This window comes from Flagellimonas marinaquae, assembly GCF_003992675.1.
GTDB lineage: Bacteria > Bacteroidota > Bacteroidia > Flavobacteriales > Flavobacteriaceae > Flagellimonas > Flagellimonas marinaquae.
This window is the reverse complement of the sequence record NZ_RZMZ01000014.1, coordinates 136,269-155,425: the sequence shown is the minus strand read 5'-3', so window position 1 is coordinate 155,425 and position 19,157 is coordinate 136,269. Positions and strand designations below refer to the sequence as shown.

Sequence of the window (19,157 nt, the reverse complement as noted above, 5' to 3'; positions counted from 1 at the left end):
AAACTTATGATTTCCATTCTTGTGGATTTGACCTCCACTCCAATAGGGTCTGTAATTGATCTTGTTTAATGTAATGGGTGTCGGAAGCTTGCTCTATCAAATTCTCGTAGTCGGAGAGGGTATGCAACTCCACGCCTTCCTTTTCAAAGTTTTCGGTTGAAATGGGGAAGCCGTACGTAAAAATGGCAATCATGCCCTTGATATCGGCCTTTTGCTCTTTCAAGGCCTGAACGGCGTTTAGGCTACTGTTGCCCGTGCTGATCAAATCTTCGATGACAACCACGCTTTGGCCGGCTTCAAAATACCCTTCAATTTGATTTTGTCGGCCGTGCTCCTTAGGTTTTGGCCTTACGTAAACAAAGGGGAGCCCCAATGCTTCGGCAACCAAAATGCCAATTCCGATTGCGCCGGTGGCCACACCTGCAATCACATCGGGCTTTCCGTAAAGGTTTTCAACCTGTTTGGCAATTTCTTCTCGAACAAAGTTTCTTACCTTGGGATAAGAAAGCATAATTCTATTATCGCAATAAATAGGAGATTTCCAACCTGAGGCCCACGTAAAAGGATTTTCAGGTTCCAACTTAATTGCATTAATTTGTAATAACAGCTCGGCTGTTTTTTTTGCGATTCCCTTATCTAAAACCATTGCGCAAATGTATGAAGTTTTTGTGAATGAGGCTCCACTGATTTTGACAAACGAGCGCCCTCCAGACTCCAATGGTAATTTGTTTTCTCTGGATGGTGATTCCATTGTCGAGGCAATCCACCTATTGTCCAAAAAGAAGCTAAAGAGGGCTTATTTATATCATCCAGATGACAAAAAGATTTTAAAACTGTTCATGCACAAGATTCCAGTGGTGGTTGCTGGTGGTGGTTTTGTCATCAATAAAAAAGGGAAGGTGCTTTTTATTTACAGAAATGGCAAATGGGACCTGCCCAAAGGTAAGGTGGACAAGGGGGAGTCCATAGAAAGTGCAGCGTTGCGGGAAGTGGAAGAGGAAACGGGGGCGAAAAATTTGGTCATCGAACGGTTCCTGCATACTACCTACCATATTTTTAAACGCAATGGCGAGTACCGATTGAAGCAGACGCACTGGTTCATCATGTCCACCGATTATACAGGTAAATTGGTGGCTGAAAAATCGGAGGGTATCAAAAAGGTAAAATGGAAGGGTGCCCGAAAGACCAAAAAGGCCTTAAAAAACTCATACCATAATATTAAGGTCTTGTTCCAGGATTGGCCCTTTGATTAGGGAACAGTCCAGCAGCCTCACTATTTTTGGCCACCCTGTAAATGGGATAGGTCAAAAAGGCTTCTTCAAAATGTACGGATCGTTCAAAAATCCAATTGAGCTGAGCATACCAATTATTGGAAAAGTTGAGGTCTTCCTCTTTTTTTGCTTCAAACTCCTGCAACAATAGTGTATCCTTTTGTAGCATATCCAAAGCAACATCTTCAAACACATAAGGGGAAAAGCCTTCCTTGCGCTGTAGCATGGTATCAAAAAAGTTCCAGTTGAAGAAGGAATCCACGCCTTGTGGCTCCAAGGTTTCCATGAGGTAGCGAATACCGGGTTGATGGGTTGGTACCCAGAGATCACCTTCCCTAAAATGGATGTCCTTCACTGTTGTGGTCACCTTTGTTTCGGAGTGGAGATAGTGTCCTTCGTAGGGTGAATTTCTAGTGTCGTATGATTCAATATGATAGACTTCGACAGAAAGTGTGGTGTCCTTTTTTATGGGCATGTATTGTATCTTGTTCGCATCCAAGCGTTCGATTACCTTCATCCAACTCCGCTTTACTATGTAGGCATCGGGGACACTGACCGTATCCTTTGGGTAAAAATAATCTTGATAAACCGTCTCCTTCGTAAAGGGCTTTTCCCGATTGTATTTTAAACGTGGTAGGCCTGTGACTTCGCTGGTAAAGCGTTCTGCCTCGAAGCCCTTAAAGTTCAGGGTGCTGCTTTGGGTTGTATCTACCTGCCAATTAAAGTAATACTCGGAAAGGTCCAAGTTGCTCTCCAAAGTCTTCTTACGGAGTGTTTTTATGGTATTGTGCTCCTTTTCCACCACGTCGATCAAGCTTTCCATCAAAGCATAGGTGCCTTCCACACGTTGTTGGTAGGGTTTTAGCATATGCGTCTCGACCATAAGCCCCAAAGTGCTCCAAAGAGTGGTGTACCCTGTGGAGTATCGCGGATGGTCCATAAATTGGCTAAAACCTACCTCTGGCGGAACATTGAACACATTTACATAAGGTGTGATGTCCCACTCCTTTTCGATCAAGGATTGTTCAAGTCCTGGCATAAAGGTATCATGGAGGTATTCGCCCATTTCACCACCCAATTTGTTGTGCTGTGTGAACAAATGGGTCAAGGTGTATTGGTAATCGGCACCGTTGCTTACATGGTTGTCCACAAAAACATCTGGCTTTACCATATGGAATATTTGGGCAAATGTCTTGGCGTTTTGGGTATCCATTTTAATGAAGTCGCGGTTTAGGTCGTAATTTCGGGCGTTGCCCCTAAACCCATAGGCTTCAGGTCCGTTTTGGTTGGCTCGGGTAGTCGAGTTCCGGTTGAGTGCCCCTCCAACATTATAAATCGGAATCGTGACCAATACGGTGTTCTTTGGAGCTTTCAATTCACCTGTGGCCAAGTCACGGTAAAGCATCATGGTGGCATCGATTCCATCACTTTCCCCGGGATGTATCCCATTATTGATAAGGATGATGGTCTTTTCCTTGCGGATATTTTCAAAATTAAAGTCCGCATCAGGGTTAAAGGTAACGGTATGCAGGGGGTAGCCGCTGTCCGTTTTGCCAATGGTCTGAATGTTGATTTCCGGAAATTCGCGAGCCAAGGCCATATAATAATCAATGGTCTGCTGATAGGTTGCGGTTTCCTTGCCCTCGGAAAGTTCGTAATGGGTAGGGTACGAGGACTTTTCGTCCTGCGTTTCGGATTTACAGGACATCAGGAACACTACGGCCGAAAAAAGAATAATCTGCTTCAAAATGCTTTGGGAACTTTAGGTTGCACAAAATGTGTACTTGCAAGTGCCAAAAATACAGAATATTATGATCTATGAAGCAATCTCCATGCAACCAAGGTCGTTTGATTCGATTTTAAAAATGGGTTTGTTCTTAAAATGGAGAGGATAGGGGCAACGGTCCTTAAATTCTGCCCATTTTTTATGATCCAAGGGGTCTATGGAAGACGTGATCATATTGATCACAATCTGTTCTTTGATGTCCAGTTCAATCATTGCGTCCAAAAACTCCCAGCCGTCCATAATGGGCATGTTGATGTCCAAAAAGATAACCTCGGGAATGGTCCCTCCGGTATTGTTCCTTTCCTTCAGTGCTTCATGGGCCTCGTGGCCATTTTGAAAAATTTGGATGTCATCGCATTCCGCTACCGACTTCAACATTTTTTTGATGCCAAATACAGTTATGGGGTCATCGTCCACAATAAAAATACAACTAACTTTCTTCATTAAAACTTACATTGAATGTAGTGCCTTTGTCTACTTCACTCTGCACTGTTATACTTCCGCCCATGGCTTCGATCTGGTTCTTTACCAAATAAAGTCCAAAGCCTTTGGCATCTTCTCTGTTGTGGAACGTTTTGTACATTCCAAATATTTTATTTCCGTATTTGTTTAGATCAATTCCCAGTCCATTATCGGAGATGCTCAGGTCAATACCTTTTTGGGATTCGAAGGCATCGATGGTAATCTGGAGTTTTCGGTCGGGACTTTTGTATTTGACCGCGTTTGATATTAAATTTAATAATATGCTATCCAGATACGCGGGCACACAGTGGATTTGTAAGTGCTCGGGAACATGGTTCACCACCTGTGCACGGTTGTGCTCCAAAAGCCCAGACTGATCTTGAAGTACCTTTACCACGGCGTGGCGTAAGTGCACGGGTTTTTTGATGACCAGGGTGTTTGAGTTCACATCTACCACTTGGTTGAGGTTGCCTAAGGTTTCCAATAGATTATCGGAAGCTTGGCGCAGCATCTTTATCAATCGAAGCCTTTCTGTTGGATCCTTTTCAGCATCAAGAAATCCCAACAACATGGAAAAGTTGGCGGAATGGGATCTAAGGTTGTGCGAAACAATATGTGCAAAGCTGATGAGTTTTTGGTTCTGCATGACCGCAGTTGTATTGAGGCTTCGCAGTTGTTCCTCCTTCTTTTTCATATGGGTAATGTCCAAACTCATCCCAATAAGACCACATACTTTGCCATCCAAATCAAAATAGGGGATTTTGGATGTAAGATGGTGGGTGACCTTACCGTTAAGGATACTTTGGGTCTCCTTTCCAATAATTGGGGTCAAGTTTTTCATGACTTGGATGTCTTCCTCACGTGACATTTGGGCAACTTCCTTTTCAAAAAGATCAAAATCCGTTTTTCCAATCAGTTCTTCGGCAGACTTCTCGAAATAATTGCACTCACTCTTGTTGACCAAAATCTTTCTGGATTCCAGGTCCTTCACATATACGTTGAGCGGAAGACTGTCCACCAAAGTGCGCAATAATTGTTGGTTTTCCTTTATACGGGTTTCGGCCATGACCTCTTCATGCACATCTTTGATGGTCCCAAAAACTTTAACGGTCTTTCCATTTTCCACAATGGGTTTTCCTGTAATTCGTACCCAGCGTTCTTGGCCCATATAGGTAACCAGCAACAAATTGATGTCGTAGGATTGATGATTGGAGTTCAACCGATGGAACAGCATGGAAACTTTGTTTCTGCTATAACCGGATTTGAAGAAATTAATGCCTTCCTGAGCGGTGGGTTGATAGCTATCAGGTACCTGATGTATCCTCTTGGTTTCCCTGCACCAAAAAAGCTCCTCGGTATTTACATCGTATTCCCACCAGCCCGTTTTGGAAACCTCTACCTTGGTTTCCAGTATGTTTTTGAGCCAGTCTATTTCTTCCTGTTTTTTTATTTCAGAAGTAATATCGTCCGTTTGAATGATGGTTCCGATTACATTTTCCTTTTCATCGAACCAAGGGGCAAAATAGCTTTTTAAGTGTTGGGTAATATAATTTGCTGTAATGGTATGCTCTAGGGTAAAGGATTTGTTTTCCTTGAGCTTCCTTCTCAGTTCGATATCCTCTGGGAACAAGGTGAATATTTCGGGACCCTTACCCTCAGTAAGGGAAGGAATTCCAAACATTTCCAGCCAAGAGCAAGAAGCATCCAAAAGAGCGCCTTCTTGGGAAATAAGCGCCGTTGCCTTGAGCAACTGTTTCAAAACATAAAATGGGTCAACTCTCTCAACTGCTTTCAAAACTAGGGGGATGTTTAAAAAACGTTCTACCTTCTAAGAAATTTCTGACCAAAGTAGAGTTATTTGTCCGAATTACAGTTTTTATTGTTGTGAAAGTAACGCACGGTGTTGTATTTGTTAGTTTAAACCTAGTCTGTTGTTTTAGAAAAAGAAAGAAAAAACCTACAAAAACTAAATTTAGTAAAATAGGTCACTAGGATTTGACCACGACCGTTTCCGGAACCAAGCCCGAGTAGTCCCCGCCATTTCGGATAACGTCCCTAACTATGGAAGAGCTGATGTAAGATTTGCCCGAAGAGGTCAACAGGAAGACCGTTTCGATTTCAGAAAGCTTTCGGTTGGTGTGGGCTATGGCCTTTTCAAACTCAAAATCCGCAGGATTGCGTAATCCCCTTAGAATAAAATTGGCACCGATTTTTTTGCAAAAATCCACTGTGAGCCCCTGATAGGTGGTCACTTTAATCTTGGGTTCGTCCTTGAAGGCCTCTTCAATAAACCTAATACGTTCTTCCAGGGAAAACATGTAGGTTTTATCGGCATTGATTCCTATGGCTATGACCAGTTCATCAAAAAGGGTAATCCCTCTTTTAATGATATCGTAGTGGCCTAATGTCAATGGGTCAAAGGAACCGGGGAAGAGTGCGCGTCTCATGTTGTAATTTAAAGTTTTTTAAAAATACGGTTTCTAGCGCAAAGCTTCAACAATCGCACTGTCAAAAAGGTCTTCTAGGGAAATTCCAGCCGTTTTGGCTTGCTGTGGTAGCAGACTTTCTTCTGTCAGTCCAGGAGTTGTGTTTATTTCCAACAGATGAGGTACATCCCCAATAAAAATGAACTCACTTCGGGTATACCCCTTCAATCCCAATGTTTTATAAATGAACTCGGCCAATTTCCGGACATTGGATTCCTGCTTTTCTGATATTCTTGCCGGGGTGATTTCCTTGGACTTGCCCAAATATTTGGCCTCGAAATCAAAAAAGTCGTTTTCCGAAATAATTTCCGTTGCGGGTAGCACGGTTACCTTATTATTATAAGTGATGACACCGACAGAGACTTCGGTACCATCCAAAAAAGATTCTATGATAATCTGTGTGTCTTCCTTAAATGCGTTTTCTATGGCCTGGTCCAATTCCTCTTTTTGGTATACCTTCGAAACCCCATAACTACTGCCCGCTCGATTCGCTTTTACAAAGCAGGGCAACCCTACTTTTTCCACTATGGCATCGGCATCCACATCTTGGCCCTTGTTCAAAAAGTAAGAGATGGCACAGGGTACCCCATAAGGTTTCAAAGTGCTTAATACATCTCTTTTGTTAAAGGTAAGTGCGGCTTCATAGTGATTGCATGAGGTATGCGGAATACCCAAAAGTTCAAAATAGGCCTGCATCAATCCATCTTCTCCCGGTGTACCATGTATGGCGTTGAAAACACAGTCAAATGTAATCTTGTTGCTATCGACGATAAGGCTGAAATCAGCTTTTTCCACAGTATAATCCTGATTGTTATCATCCATATAAAACCACCTTTCGCGAGTGATGACTATTCGGTAAGGATTGTATTTGTCCCTGTCCAAATACTTGTACACCACATTTCCGCTTTTGATAGAAATCGCGTATTCACTGGAATAGCCGCCCATGATGATGGCAATGTTCTTTTTCATTGGCTTAAAAAATATCGCACGACCAAAGTAAAGAAAAAAGGGTTGGCTTTCCTATCTTTGTTGCGTTAAGGTGAACTACATGAAAAATTTTTTCAACTTTTTAAAAAGTAGGACTTTTTTGATTCAATTGGGGTTGGCGGCAGTGGCCGTAATCGTCTTGGTGTTCGTTACGCTGCAATGGCTCAAGGGCACTACCAATCACGGTGAGTTTGTAGAAGTTCCTGATTTTTCGAAGATGTCGGTTATGGAGATGCGAAAGGCGGCGGAAGAAGTGGGACTTAGATACCAAGTATTGGATTCATCCGATTTTAATCCAGAGTATCCTCGATTTTCCATATTGGACCAGAATCCTCCAGCGGGTAACAAGGTGAAGGCCAATCGCAAGATTTATTTTACCGTAAACCCATCAGGATATAAAAAAGTGACCGTACCCGATATTATCCAAGTAACCCAACGAAATGCGGCTTCCATGTTGCGTGCGGTAGGGCTTGAGGTGGAACGTGTAACCTATATCGACGAACTCGGAAAGGACATGGTGTACCGAATGAAGCATAAAGGGAAATACATTAGTCCGGGCGACCGATTACCTAAAACTTCCAAAGTGGAACTTGTTTGCGGAAATGGAACCATTCCTGGTAGCGCACGCGTACAGGCAGATTCACAATAACTATGGATATTTCCGATAATCAGGACGAGCTTTCCCAAGATGATCTTTACGAACATCACGGTTTTGTGGCATCCAAGGGTCAGGAACCTCTTCGTGTGGACAAATTCCTAATGAACTTTATTGAGAACGCTACGCGAAACAAAATCCAACAGGCTGCCAAAAGGGGGCATATTTGGGTAAATGGAGCCATCGTCAAACAAAATTATAAGGTAAAGGCAGGGGATGAGGTCAAAGTGATGTTTGAGCACCCGCCTTACGAGTTTTTGCTGACACCCGAAAACATTCCCTTGGACATTGTTTACGAGGACGATGTGCTTCTTGTTGTGAACAAGCCCGCAGGAATGGTAGTGCATCCCGGACATGGAAATTACTCAGGGACCTTGATCAATGCCTTGGTCTACCATTTTGAAAACTTGCCCAACAACAGTTCGGACCGCCCCGGATTGGTTCATCGAATCGATAAGGATACCTCTGGGTTGCTGGTCATTGCCAAAACGGAGTCCGCCATGACTCATTTGGCCCAGCAGTTCTTCGAAAAGAGCAGCGAGCGGGAATACGTGGCCTTGGTCTGGGGCAATGTGGAAGAAGATGAGGGTACTGTGGAGGGGCATATCGCCCGTAATCCCAAAAACAGGCTTCAAATGATGGTATTCCCAGATGGGAGCGATGGCAAGGAAGCGGTAACCCATTACAAAGTCTTGGAACGTTTTGGCTATGTTACCATGGTATCTTGCCGCTTGGAAACCGGTAGAACCCATCAAATTCGGGTCCACATGAAATATATAGGCCACACGCTGTTCAATGATGAGCGCTATGGTGGCGATAAGATTTTGAAGGGAACCACTTTTACCAAATACAAACAGTTCGTGGAAAACGCCTTTAAGGTGTTGCCACGCCAGGCCCTGCATGCCAAGACCCTTGGCTTTGAACACCCTGTCACCGGTGAGTTTATGCGTTTTGATTCCGAATTGCCAGAGGACATGGTAAACGGTATTGAAAAATGGCGTGGCTATGCCAAGCATCACGAATCATAGGTTTCCTCAATCCAAAGATTGAAAACACCTTTGGATTCCCCTTCCAAAAAACGAAAAACCTCGTTATTTTTACCAAAAAGGAATACCATGAAAATTGTAATATCTCCGGCAAAGTCACTTGATTATGAGACGGCTTTGCCTACATCAAAATACAGTCAGCCCCAATTTTTGGAACAAGCGGAACAATTGAATGCCGTTTTGAAGAAGAAAAAACCAAAGGCACTTTCGGAGCTCATGTCCATTTCTGACAAGCTTGCAGATTTGAACTGGGAACGCAACCAGCAGTTTGAGCTACCCTTTACAAAGGATAATGCCAGACCAGCGGTTTACGCTTTTAATGGAGATGTGTACCAAGGTTTGGATGCATACACCATTCCGGAAGAGAAATTGGACAATTTACAGGATACGCTTCGGATTTTATCCGGATTATATGGCGTTTTAAAGCCCCTGGACCTTATTCAGCCCTACCGATTGGAGATGGGCACCCAACTTAAGGTGGGCCGTAAAAGGAACCTCGACGAATTTTGGAAAGACCAAATCACGGCGTCTTTGAACGAAGAACTTAAAGAGGATGAATTATTTGTAAACCTGGCCAGTAACGAATACTTCGGTGCCATAGATGAAAAAAAGCTAAAGGTTCCCGTGATAGCCCCCGTTTTTAAGGATTGGAAAAACGACAAACTGAAAGTGATCAGTTTCTACGCCAAAAAAGCCCGAGGTTCCATGGTGCGTTATATTTTGGACAAAGGTGCCGAAACTGTGGAAGACATCAAGAATTTTGACTACGATGGCTACATGTATAGCGAGGAGCACACGGTGAAGAAGAACGAGCCTGTTTTTGTTCGATAAAAAACTTTGGTAAAATCCGAAGTAATCTTTAAGTTATCCCTTCAGCTGGAGTGTTACGTTTAAAGAGCCCTTGTCTTAAATTGTGATACGCCTAAATTTAACCCAGAGGTTATACTTTATTCACGACCTTTGAGTGAATGTCCATTGATAACACTAACATAAACGAAATCCATGCAGCAGACTAAACGGTTAGAAGAATTCAAAAAATCGGTAACCAATAAGTTCAATATTTACAACAGCCTTTTTTTAAGCTTGCCCTACAAAAACGTGGAAAATGTGGGGAATTTGGTTCCGCTTTTACTTGATCAATGCGAAAAGGGACTTAAGGAAGGTAAAGATCCACAGGAAATCTTGGAAGTGTTCTTTTCCAACTTTGTCAACATTCAGGATGAACGGGAGCGATTGGATTTTATGTTTCGGATGATTCAATATGTGGAGCGCCAGGTAGTATTGTATGATAGTGTTGAGGATTCCGCATTTCCCAAGCTGCAGAAATACAGCAGCTCACTCACCATAAAGGATTATTTTGAGCTGGTTAACCGCACCAAGAATTGGGACAAAGTATCCAAGAAGCTGTCCACCTTTAGTGCACGAATTGTTTTAACGGCCCACCCAACCCAGTTTTACACCCCAGCTATTTTAGATATTATCGCCGAACTGCGATCGCTCATTGATCAAGATAGAATCTACGATATTGATGTGACCTTGCAGCAGTTGGGGCTAACATCTTTGATCAATGCCAAAAAGCCAACGCCTTTGGACGAAGCAAAAAACATCATCTACATTCTTAGGCATACGTATTATGATGCGGTTGGGGAACTGTATCAGTATGTAAAGAGCAATATTCGGGATGACAAGTTTGAGAACTACAACCTAATGAAGCTTGGATTTTGGCCCGGAGGTGACCGTGACGGAAACCCTTACGTAACCGCTGAAATCACCAAGCAGGTAGCCGATGAACTTAGGCTTACCTTGATGAAATGCTACTACAACGAATTGAAGGGACTTCGTAAAAAACTCACCTTTAAAGGGATGCAGGAGGATCTGAACGAACTGAGTTCAAAATTGTACAATGCCATGTTCGACTTGAACGCTCCCATTTCCTATCAAGACATTGTTGCGTACTTGACGGCAATCAAGGAAAAGTTGGAGGCCGATTACCATGAGCTTTATTTGGACGAATTGAATCAATTGATTGATAAGGTTCACATATTTAAAACCCACTTTGCAACGCTGGATATCCGCCAAGATCACAGTAAGCATCTCTTGGTGGTGGAGAGTGTTCTCAAGAAAGAGGGTATCATCAAAGAAAGTGTTGACGAGCTCAAGGAAAATGAATTGGTGAAACTGTTATTGGAGAAAAAATTTGAACTCAATCCAAAGGATTTTGAGGATGATATCGTAAAGGATACCATTGTCAATATCAAAAATCTTAAGTCGATTCAGGAAAAGAACGGCGAAGATGGATGCAACCGTTACATCATCAGTAACTCAGAGGATATTTTTTCAGTGCTGTTCGTGTTTGGGTTGTTCAGATGGTGTGGATGGAACGAGAAGGAAATCACTTTTGACATTGTTCCATTGTTCGAGACCATGAAAGGTATGGACGCTTCCGAAGAGGTGATGCAAACCTTGTTCGATATTCCACAATATCGTCAGCATTTGGAACGAAGGAGGGACATTCATACCATAATGTTGGGCTTTTCGGATGGGACCAAGGATGGAGGGTACTTAAAGGCCAATTGGTCCATACTCAAGACCAAGGAGACATTGAGCAAGGTCTGCAAGAAAAACGGCGTGGCCGCTATTTTCTTTGATGGTAGGGGAGGACCACCAGCAAGGGGCGGAGGTAAAACACACAGGTTCTACGCTGCGCAGACCAAGGATGTGGCCAATCACGAGATCCAACTTACCATTCAAGGACAGACCATTACAAGTACCTATGGTACCAAAGAGCAGTTTATCCACAACTCGGAACAGTTGCTCACAGCAGGATTGAGCAACAACCTATTCGGTAAGGAACTCACCATTTCGGCTGCCCAGCGTAAATTGATTGAAGAACTCTCAGAGTTAAGTTTTGATAAGTACGATGCGTTAAAACAGCATGAGAAATTTATGCCATACTTGGAACATCGCAGTACCTTAAAATATTACACCAAGGCAAACATTGGCAGTAGACCAGGAAAGCGTGGCAATAAAAAACAATTGACTTTGTCCGACCTAAGGGCGATATCCTTTGTAGGTTCCTGGAGCCAGCTGAAGCAGAATGTGCCAGGATACTTTGGTTTGGGAACGGCCATAAGTGCCCTGAAAGAACAAGGAAGACTGTCCGAAGTGAAAAAGTTGTACAAAGAAGTCCCATTTTTTAGGGCACTGATGCACAACAGTATGATGTCTTTGGCCAAATCCAATTTCAATCTGACCGGTTACATGAAGGAGGATCCAGAGTTTGGGGATTTCTGGAATATTTTGCACGACGAATTCCAACTGTCCAAAAAAATGCTCCTACAGATTTCAGGGGATAAGATGTTGATGGAGGACGAAGCTGTTTCTCGGGAGTCGGTAAAAATCAGGGAAAAGATCGTATTGCCCCTTTTGGTGATACAGCAGAATGCCCTGTACCATATCACACAAAATTCGGAGTACAAGGAATTGTATGAAAAGATCGTGACTCGATCGTTGTATGGAAACATCAACGCGAGTCGAAACTCAGCTTAGACCCGTATAGGATTGGCGAACAAAGTTTTTAAGCACATACATCCCTATGACCCTTTTCTTTTGGAAAAGGCCACAAAACTTATCGTAGGTACTCTACCACCGCCCCGCTTCACCACGGGAGAGTTAAAACCACAGGATGTCGATTTTTGCTACGGAAGTTGCAACGGACAGCTGTGGCCCATATTGGATATCATCTTTGATCTTGGTCTAAAGTACGAGACGACCCAAGAAGCCGTGGAGCAACGGAAACAATTTTTGATCAAAAACAGAATCGGTGTCTGCGATATTGTGGAAAGCGCCGAACGTGAAAAAATCGATGCCTCCGATCTGGGTATGCAAAACGTGGTGCTTCGTGATTTGGTCGGTTACTTAAAAGAATACCCCAACATCAAGACACTTTTGTTTACGGGAGGAAATAGTAAAAATGGTCCGGAATATTTCTTTCGTAGACAGTTGAAGGAACGTGGCCTTAAACTAAAAGTGGTATCCAACGAGGTGCCTAGAATCCATCATTTGGAATTACCTCTTGATTCAAGTTCTATATCAGTTCGAGCCCGATCGAGAACCATAAAAACAGTTTCTTTGACCGCACCTTCGGGAGCTGCCAACCGCGCCGTTGGTAGTTTACAAGCTTACAAGGACCTAAAAAACAAAAACCCTGAATTCAATACGCTTGATTTCAGGGTGATGCAGTATAGGGAGTTTTTTTAATTCGGTTTTGAAGAAAGAATCCCATAAAATGCCTTGATTCCGTATGCCAATTGCCCAATTTTAACATTCTCGTTGGGACTGTGCTGGTTATTGTCCGGGTTCACCACGGGGACAATAAAGGCTGGGATTTTCAATTCATTGACAAACGGTGAGATAGGTACGGTGCCACCCATAGTGCGTATTTGAATCACCTCTTCCCCAAAAGTTTGGTGTAATGTCTTCACAATGAAATCACCATAAGGGTTGTCCAGCTCAGTGCGGAAAGCGTCCGTAACACTGCCCTCTTCCACGGTCACGATTTTATCAAATTGCATCCGCTCCTCTTTTGAAGGAACGTGGTCCAATACTTTGTATCCTTGTTTGCCGATATGGTCTTTTACCAATTTTTTGAGACGGTCGCCATCGCTTTCCACCACCAATCTCAAATCCAGTTCGGCAGTAGCACTCTCAGGAACAATGGTCCTGGCTTTATCGCCGACCCAACCTGAGCCCAGTCCACGAATGTTCAAGGATGGGTATTGCAAGGCTTCTTGATAAAAACCACCAACCTTTTCGGCTGTTTTAAATTGTAGTTTTTCTGCTATGGCCTCTTCACGATCGGGAACGCTTTTTAAAATGGAATCCGTTGTTTTATCGATTGAAATACCATCATAATAACCGTTAATGGTCACTCTGCCCTCATCATCTTTCATGGTGGCCAACAATTTTGCCAATTGAAACCCTGGGTTTGGGGCATAGTTGCCATAATGCCCGCTATGTTGTGGCTTGATGGGCCCATAGGTGGTCAGTGTTAAGGTAGTAATGCCGCGACAACCATAAACTACAGTGGGCTTTTCCGAAGCATGGACCGGACCGTCCACGATCATCAAAAAGTCGGATTCCAACAATTCACGGTATTGCTTTACGGCTGCCGGAAGGGGCTTGCTGCTCTTTTCCTCTTCGCCGTCCAAAATAACCTTGATGTTGAAGGGTATTTCCCTGCCATCCTTCTTCAACAGGTCCATGGCGTTCAATAGCATTACTATAGGCGATTTGTCATCAGAGGTGGACCGTCCGAACAGACGCCAATCGTAATTGATATCATCATCCAATTCGTCGAATGACACCGTTTCGAAGCCTCCATCCTTTGGAGCTTTCAATACAACCTGATATGGATTCGGCTGATCCCATTTCGAGGGGTCTACGGATTGTCCATCAAAATGCATATAGATGAGGACTGTTGGCTTTTCTCCGCTTACGGGGGTTGCTGCAAAAAACAAGGGAAGTCCTTCAGTTTCCAAAACCGCCGTATTGAACCCTCTGTCACCGAACTTTCGCTTGAGCCACATGATGTTTCGGTCAATGTCCGCGGCATCGAGCGCGTCGTTGGGAATGGCTATAAATTCCCGAATTTCATTGATGGCATGGGCCACTTGCGATTTGATGGCCACATCGTCCTGGGCAAAAAGTGAAAAACCAAGCAATGAGCAGATAAGGAACAGCGTTTTTTTCATGTTACCGTTGAATAATTATTAGAGGTGAAATTTAACGAATTTGCTTCACAAAGTCACCAATACGATCCACCCCATTTTCGGTCAAGTATTTAATGAAGGCCGAACCAATGATGGCCCCCTTGGCTTTTTGGGTAGCTTGCTTAAAGGTCTCGGCATTGCTGATACCGAATCCAACGATTTGTGGGTTGTTCAAGCCCATCTTGGCGATACGGTCAAAATAGTCCGATTGCTCACTGCCGAAACCTTGTTTGGCTCCAGTGGTGCTGGCAGAACTCACCATATAAATGAAGCCTTCGGACGCATCATCTATAGCTTTGATGCGTTCATCACTGGTTTGCGGGGTAATCAGAAAGACATTGATCAATCCATGTTTTTTGAAAATGGTTTCATATTCTTCTTTATAAACATCCAACGGCAAATCGGGTAGGATAAGTCCGTCAATACCTATTTTTTCACATTGGGCACAAAACGCTTCGACTCCATATTGGAGCACTGGATTAAAATATCCCATAATGATCAACGGAATGGACACTGTTTTTCGGATATCCTTCAATTGCTCAAAGAGCAAGGCGGTGTGCATCCCATTTTTAAGGGCTGCCGTGGAACTTTCCTGAATGGTAGGGCCATCAGCCAACGGATCGCTGAATGGAAGTCCAATTTCGATAAGATCGACCCCATTTTTTTCCAAATCTTGGATGATTTTAACGGTGTCGTCCAAATTGGGGTATCCTGCTGAAAAATATATTGAAAGGATCTTTTTGTCCTCTTGCAATTTTTGTTTGATTCTGTTCATTTCTATTTTGTTTTTGTCATCCCACACTTGATGCGGGATTCATTTCCATCCTGCCTTGAATTCCTGCGTTCGCAGGAATGACATTTAACCTTTTTATAATTTCATTCCTGATTCGATGCTGTATTCCGTTTTGCTCATCCTGTCATCCCGCACTTGATGGGGGACCCACTTCATATCCTGTTTTTGGATTCCTGCTTTCGCAGGAATGACAGTTCCACCCATTACAAATCCCATTCATTGGATAAATCAAGCCAAAAAGGATTATCCTTTTCAATCATTTCAATCTTCCATTCCCTTTTCCACTTTTTGATTCTTTTTTCCCTCAAAATGGCATCGTTAACACTTTGATGAGTTTCAAAATAAACTAACATATGAAGACCATATTTCTTGGTAAATCCTTTGATTATTCCTTGCTTGTGTTCCAAAATTCTTCGTTCAATATTATTGGTCATCCCGGTATACAAAGTTCCGTTGCGCTTATTGCTTAAGATGTAAACATAGTATTGATGAAAGTTTTTAATCATGGATTTTTGATTCCTGCTTCCGCAGGAATGACATTTATGCTTTTACTATAATTTCATTCCTGATTCGATACTTGGTTCTATTTTGTTTTTGTCATCCCGCACTTGATGCGGGATTCATTTCCATCCTACCTTGAATTCCTGCGTTCGCAGGAATGATATCAGGTTACAACTTAAAATAATCGATATAGTTCTGAAGGTCCTTATCACCCCGTCCTGACAGGTTAACCACTACAACATCGTCTGGATTGAATTTCCGTTCCTCAAAAATGGCCAGCGCATGCGAGGTTTCGATAGCGGGAATGATACCTTCCAATTTAGATAGCTCCAACCCAGCTTGCATCGCATCCTCATCCGTAATGGAAATAAACTCACCACGGCCCGAAGCGTACAAATGGGCATGCATGGGACCTACACCCGGGTAATCCAATCCTGCTGATATGGAATAGGGCTCGGTAATCTGTCCGTCTTGGGTCTGCATCAACAGCGTTTTACTGCCATGGATAATGCCCACTTTTCCGAGAGCAGATGTCGCGGCACTTTCACCGGAATCAATTCCTTTTCCTGCAGCTTCAACGGCAATAATACCTACTTCAGGAACATCCAAATAGTGATAAAAAATTCCAGCTGCATTGCTTCCTCCACCCACACAGGCCACCACATAATCAGGGTTTTCCCTGCCCTCTATTGCTTTGAGTTGCTGTTTGATTTCTTCCGAGATTACGGATTGAAAACGGGCCACCATATCGGGATAGGGGTGAGGCCCTACCACCGAACCGATGATGTAATGGGTGTCCACGGGATTATTGATCCAATCACGTATGGCTTCGTTGGTGGCATCCTTTAAGGTTTTACTGCCCGATGTGGCCGGTCGTACCTCGGCCCCCAACATTTTCATTCTTGCTACGTTCGGGGCTTGGCGTGCAATATCGATTTCTCCCATGTACACCACACATTGGATGCCCATCAAAGCGCATACGGTGGCCGTGGCCACCCCGTGTTGACCTGCTCCTGTTTCCGCAATGATTCTATTTTTGCCCAATTTTTTGGCCATCAATATCTGGCCAATGGTATTATTGACCTTGTGGGCTCCGGTATGGCACAAATCTTCCCGTTTCAGATAGATTTTGGTATGGTACTTTTCGGATAACCGCTTGGCGAGATAGAGAGGCGTAGGTCTACCCACATAATCCTTCAGCAATTGATGGAACTCTTCCTGAAACGATGGTTCCGCCATGATGTTGAGGTAGTTTTGCCGCAACTCTTCGCAATTGGGATACAGCATTTCCGGAATAAAGGCTCCACCGAACTCGCCATAATATCCGCGTTCGTCAGCATGATAACTTTTCATAGGTTCTTTTTTTTGTTGTCACCGCTTTTGAGCGATTCGATAAATTGGTTTAACTCGTCAATATTTTTTAGACCGGGAGCCTTCTCAAATTTACTGTTCACATCGATGGCAAAACAATATTTTGAGGCGGGACTCTCCAAAAAGGCCTGTAATTTTTCCACGGAATCCAATCCAATGCCACCGCTCAAAAAGTAGGGTTTATTGGATGGATACCTTTCCAAAACGGACCAATCAAAGGTATAGCCATTCCCTCCGGGGAGTTTTCCTTTGGTGTCAAAAAGGAAATAATCACATACTCCTTCGTAATCCTTCAATACATCAAAATCGAAATCATCCTTAATGGAGAATACTTTGATGATTTCCGTATCCGTGAGGTCGAGCGGAGTCGAGACCCCATTTTCGTCCAATTTTTTCTGATTTCTCGACTGCGCGCGAATTGACAGAAAGTAATCTTTCAGTTCCACGCAATATTCAGCACTTTCCTGTCCATGTAGCTGAACGGCATCCAATTGGTATTGCGCCACTTTTTCCAAAACTTCTTCCAAAGGTGTGTCCACAAAAACTCCAACTTTTTTGATGGAATTGGGCAGGACCGGCATCTCTCCCGAAAAATATCGGGAGGAAGGTTCCCAGAAGATAAAACCCAAATAATCGGGTTTCAGCGTTGCCACCTCTTCAGGGTTATGGTTCATGCCGCAGATTTTTAATTTCATGGTATAAATTTAGTCGGGTCGAGTATTTTGAAATTTGTAGCAAAAAGTATCGAGACCTCTTTTTCCCGATACGATTTACCTTCGGTAAATCACCCGAAATGACGTTTATGAGATGATTTTGGTTATAAATTCTTCCGCACTTTTACCGGGATTATCTGTTTTCATAAAATTTTCCCCAATCAAAAATCCTTGGTAATCAAATTCCTTGAGTTCGCGTATCGCTTTCACCGAGCTAATGCCACTCTCTGAGACCTTTACAAAATCTTCCGGAATTTTTTTGGATAAGGTTTTGCTGATGTCCAAGTCCACCTCGAATGATTTCAGGTTTCTATTGTTCACACCCAGCATATCCAAACTGGGCATCAAGGATTTTTCCAGTTCTTCTTCATTATGCACTTCGAGCAACACATCCAGTCCAAGTCCTTTGGCCAATTCGGAAAAGGTCTTGATTTCTTCTCTAGATAGGATGGCAGCAATCAACAGTATAACATCTGCACCATAGGCTTTGGCCTCTATAATCTGATATTCATCTATGATGAACTCTTTTCGTAAAAGGGGAATGTTGGTTGAAGCTCTGGCCAGAACCAGATCATCCAAGGAACCTCCAAAATATTTTCCGTCGGTGAGTATGGAAATGCCACAAACACCTGCATCGGTGTAGCCCTGGGCCACATCTTGGACGCTTAAGTTATGGTTGATTACGGATTTGGATGGGGAACGGCGCTTGTGCTCAGCTATGATGCCGGAGTTACTTTTGCTTAGCATTTCGGCTAAAGAGACAGAGGTTCGCTCCATCATTACCGACGCCTCCAATTGGGGTACGGTGATGAGTGATTTTTTCAAATCGACCTCTTTGCGCTTATCGGCTACTATTTTTTCTAGAATGTTCATATTTAAATGGAAGCCCGAAGTCGGTAGTCCGAAGTCCGAAGCTTTTTATAATTATTTAATATTTTTTCTAAAAGCGACCAACATGTTCTTAAATTGAAGGCTTCATTATAAAGCTCATCAAAAGTTTCGTTTGGAATATAGTTTCTTCTATTCGCTTTATGTAGGCAGGTAACCACTTCGCTCAAAGATCTAATGGCATAACCTACGAATTTCTTAAACTCAGGATTTGTCTGTCCGGTAGCTCCTTCTGAAATATTCAATGCAATTGAATCAGCTGCTCGTCTTATTTGTGAGCTGAGATTATAGACCTCGTTTTTTGGAAAGAGTTTTGTTATGTCATTTATGGCTTCTCCAAAATCCATGGCTCTTTGCCAGACAATTATCTTTTCAAACTTGAATTTTGACACTATCATGCTCTTGATTTATTTCTCGTCTCCCTATA

At 43.1% G+C, this 19,157-nt stretch carries 19 protein-coding genes; 6 read left to right on the top strand and 13 right to left on the bottom strand.

Annotated features, from left to right (window positions below; genetic code table 11):
• Nucleotides 1-4: 4 nt before the first annotated feature.
• A complete protein-coding gene (pyrE, locus tag EO130_RS08245) occupies nucleotides 5-646 on the bottom strand; it encodes an orotate phosphoribosyltransferase (RefSeq protein WP_127141036.1) in 642 nt (213 codons plus the stop codon).
• A 7-nt stretch (nucleotides 647-653) separates the two neighbouring features.
• Between pyrE and EO130_RS08240 the strand changes: the two genes are divergently transcribed.
• Nucleotides 654-1,253, top strand: coding sequence for an NUDIX hydrolase (locus EO130_RS08240; protein WP_127141035.1), 600 nt, complete (start codon nucleotides 654-656; stop codon nucleotides 1,251-1,253).
• Here the strand turns inward: EO130_RS08240 and EO130_RS08235 are convergent.
• From EO130_RS08235 to EO130_RS08215, 5 genes are all read right to left on the bottom strand, one after another.
• Entirely contained in the window at nucleotides 1,219-3,018 is a 1,800-nt protein-coding gene (locus EO130_RS08235; RefSeq protein ID WP_127141034.1) for a M14 family metallopeptidase, read from the bottom strand. The genes EO130_RS08240 and EO130_RS08235 overlap by 35 nt on opposite strands.
• A gap of 69 nt (nucleotides 3,019-3,087) precedes the next feature.
• The gene (locus tag EO130_RS08230; RefSeq protein WP_127141033.1) at nucleotides 3,088-3,501 is read right to left on the bottom strand and encodes a response regulator; all 414 of its coding nucleotides are present in this window, start codon (nucleotides 3,499-3,501) and stop codon (nucleotides 3,088-3,090) included.
• On the bottom strand, nucleotides 3,488-5,314 hold the full coding sequence (locus EO130_RS08225; RefSeq protein WP_127141032.1) for a PAS domain-containing sensor histidine kinase: 1,827 nt from the start codon (nucleotides 5,312-5,314) through the stop codon (nucleotides 3,488-3,490). The genes EO130_RS08230 and EO130_RS08225 overlap by 14 nt, the downstream gene beginning before the upstream one ends.
• 193 nt (nucleotides 5,315-5,507) lie before the next feature.
• On the bottom strand, nucleotides 5,508-5,966 hold the full coding sequence (coaD, locus tag EO130_RS08220) for a pantetheine-phosphate adenylyltransferase (RefSeq protein WP_127141031.1): 459 nt from the start codon (nucleotides 5,964-5,966) through the stop codon (nucleotides 5,508-5,510).
• 33 nt (nucleotides 5,967-5,999) lie between these two features.
• On the bottom strand, nucleotides 6,000-6,974 hold the full coding sequence (locus EO130_RS08215) for a D-alanine--D-alanine ligase (RefSeq protein ID WP_127141030.1): 975 nt from the start codon (nucleotides 6,972-6,974) through the stop codon (nucleotides 6,000-6,002).
• 79 nt (nucleotides 6,975-7,053) lie between these two features.
• Between EO130_RS08215 and EO130_RS08210 the strand changes: the two genes are divergently transcribed.
• The 5 genes from EO130_RS08210 (at nucleotide 7,054) to EO130_RS08190 (ending at nucleotide 12,953) form a co-directional block, all read left to right on the top strand.
• The gene (locus tag EO130_RS08210; RefSeq protein WP_127141029.1) at nucleotides 7,054-7,641 is read left to right on the top strand and encodes a PASTA domain-containing protein; all 588 of its coding nucleotides are present in this window, start codon (nucleotides 7,054-7,056) and stop codon (nucleotides 7,639-7,641) included.
• A 2-nt stretch (nucleotides 7,642-7,643) separates the two neighbouring features.
• Complete coding sequence (locus EO130_RS08205; RefSeq protein WP_127141028.1) at nucleotides 7,644-8,675, top strand: RluA family pseudouridine synthase; 1,032 nt, start codon at nucleotides 7,644-7,646, stop codon at nucleotides 8,673-8,675.
• 87 nt (nucleotides 8,676-8,762) lie between these two features.
• Nucleotides 8,763-9,524, top strand: coding sequence for a peroxide stress protein YaaA (yaaA, locus tag EO130_RS08200; RefSeq protein ID WP_127141027.1), 762 nt, complete (start codon nucleotides 8,763-8,765; stop codon nucleotides 9,522-9,524).
• Nucleotides 9,525-9,695: 171 nt separating this feature from the next.
• Entirely contained in the window at nucleotides 9,696-12,242 is a 2,547-nt protein-coding gene (locus EO130_RS08195) for a phosphoenolpyruvate carboxylase (RefSeq protein WP_127141026.1), read from the top strand.
• Between the two features lie 12 nt (nucleotides 12,243-12,254).
• Nucleotides 12,255-12,953 carry a uracil-DNA glycosylase family protein gene (locus EO130_RS08190; protein ID WP_127141025.1) on the top strand — a complete coding sequence of 233 codons (699 nt, stop codon included), beginning with the start codon at nucleotides 12,255-12,257 and terminating at the stop codon, nucleotides 12,951-12,953.
• Here the strand turns inward: EO130_RS08190 and EO130_RS08185 are convergent.
• The 7 genes from EO130_RS08185 to EO130_RS08155 all read right to left on the bottom strand — a co-directional run bounded on the left by EO130_RS08185 (nucleotide 12,950) and on the right by EO130_RS08155 (nucleotide 19,128).
• Nucleotides 12,950-14,446, bottom strand: a complete 1,497-nt coding sequence (locus EO130_RS08185; protein ID WP_127141024.1) for a M20/M25/M40 family metallo-hydrolase — start codon at nucleotides 14,444-14,446, stop codon at nucleotides 12,950-12,952. The genes EO130_RS08190 and EO130_RS08185 overlap by 4 nt on opposite strands.
• Before the next feature lie 31 nt (nucleotides 14,447-14,477).
• Complete coding sequence (gene trpA, locus EO130_RS08180) at nucleotides 14,478-15,239, bottom strand: tryptophan synthase subunit alpha (RefSeq protein ID WP_127141023.1); 762 nt, start codon at nucleotides 15,237-15,239, stop codon at nucleotides 14,478-14,480.
• 221 nt (nucleotides 15,240-15,460) lie between these two features.
• The gene (locus EO130_RS08175) at nucleotides 15,461-15,763 is read right to left on the bottom strand and encodes a GIY-YIG nuclease family protein (protein WP_127141022.1); all 303 of its coding nucleotides are present in this window, start codon (nucleotides 15,761-15,763) and stop codon (nucleotides 15,461-15,463) included.
• Nucleotides 15,764-15,926: 163 nt separating this feature from the next.
• Nucleotides 15,927-17,111, bottom strand: coding sequence for a tryptophan synthase subunit beta (gene trpB / locus EO130_RS08170; protein WP_127141021.1), 1,185 nt, complete (start codon nucleotides 17,109-17,111; stop codon nucleotides 15,927-15,929).
• Entirely contained in the window at nucleotides 17,108-17,824 is a 717-nt protein-coding gene (locus EO130_RS08165) for a phosphoribosylanthranilate isomerase (protein WP_127141020.1), read from the bottom strand. Before EO130_RS08165 ends, trpB begins: the two co-directional genes overlap by 4 nt.
• A 105-nt stretch (nucleotides 17,825-17,929) precedes the next feature.
• The gene (trpC, locus tag EO130_RS08160) at nucleotides 17,930-18,715 is read right to left on the bottom strand and encodes an indole-3-glycerol phosphate synthase TrpC (protein WP_127141019.1); all 786 of its coding nucleotides are present in this window, start codon (nucleotides 18,713-18,715) and stop codon (nucleotides 17,930-17,932) included.
• Nucleotides 18,716-18,717: 2 nt separating this feature from the next.
• Nucleotides 18,718-19,128 (bottom strand): four helix bundle protein, encoded by a 411-nt coding sequence (locus EO130_RS08155; RefSeq protein ID WP_206513138.1) that lies wholly within the window; start codon nucleotides 19,126-19,128, stop codon nucleotides 18,718-18,720.
• Nucleotides 19,129-19,157: the final 29 nt, after the last annotated feature.

Coding starts and splice junctions, on each gene's coding strand:
- pyrE (WP_127141036.1), bottom strand. CDS start 646: ATGGTTTTAGATAAGGGAATCGCAAAAAAAACAGCCGAGCTGTTATTA.
- EO130_RS08240 (WP_127141035.1), top strand. CDS start 654: ATGTATGAAGTTTTTGTGAATGAGGCTCCACTGATTTTGACAAACGAG.
- EO130_RS08230 (WP_127141033.1), bottom strand. CDS start 3,501: ATGAAGAAAGTTAGTTGTATTTTTATTGTGGACGATGACCCCATAACT.
- coaD (WP_127141031.1), bottom strand. CDS start 5,966: ATGAGACGCGCACTCTTCCCCGGTTCCTTTGACCCATTGACATTAGGC.
- EO130_RS08215 (WP_127141030.1), bottom strand. CDS start 6,974: ATGAAAAAGAACATTGCCATCATCATGGGCGGCTATTCCAGTGAATAC.
- EO130_RS08210 (WP_127141029.1), top strand. CDS start 7,054: ATGAAAAATTTTTTCAACTTTTTAAAAAGTAGGACTTTTTTGATTCAA.
- EO130_RS08205 (WP_127141028.1), top strand. CDS start 7,644: ATGGATATTTCCGATAATCAGGACGAGCTTTCCCAAGATGATCTTTAC.
- yaaA (WP_127141027.1), top strand. CDS start 8,763: ATGAAAATTGTAATATCTCCGGCAAAGTCACTTGATTATGAGACGGCT.
- EO130_RS08195 (WP_127141026.1), top strand. CDS start 9,696: ATGCAGCAGACTAAACGGTTAGAAGAATTCAAAAAATCGGTAACCAAT.
- EO130_RS08185 (WP_127141024.1), bottom strand. CDS start 14,446: ATGAAAAAAACGCTGTTCCTTATCTGCTCATTGCTTGGTTTTTCACTT.
- trpA (WP_127141023.1), bottom strand. CDS start 15,239: ATGAACAGAATCAAACAAAAATTGCAAGAGGACAAAAAGATCCTTTCA.
- EO130_RS08175 (WP_127141022.1), bottom strand. CDS start 15,763: ATGATTAAAAACTTTCATCAATACTATGTTTACATCTTAAGCAATAAG.
- trpB (WP_127141021.1), bottom strand. CDS start 17,111: ATGAAAAGTTATCATGCTGACGAACGCGGATATTATGGCGAGTTCGGT.
- EO130_RS08165 (WP_127141020.1), bottom strand. CDS start 17,824: ATGAAATTAAAAATCTGCGGCATGAACCATAACCCTGAAGAGGTGGCA.
- trpC (WP_127141019.1), bottom strand. CDS start 18,715: ATGAACATTCTAGAAAAAATAGTAGCCGATAAGCGCAAAGAGGTCGAT.
- EO130_RS08155 (WP_206513138.1), bottom strand. CDS start 19,128: ATGATAGTGTCAAAATTCAAGTTTGAAAAGATAATTGTCTGGCAAAGA.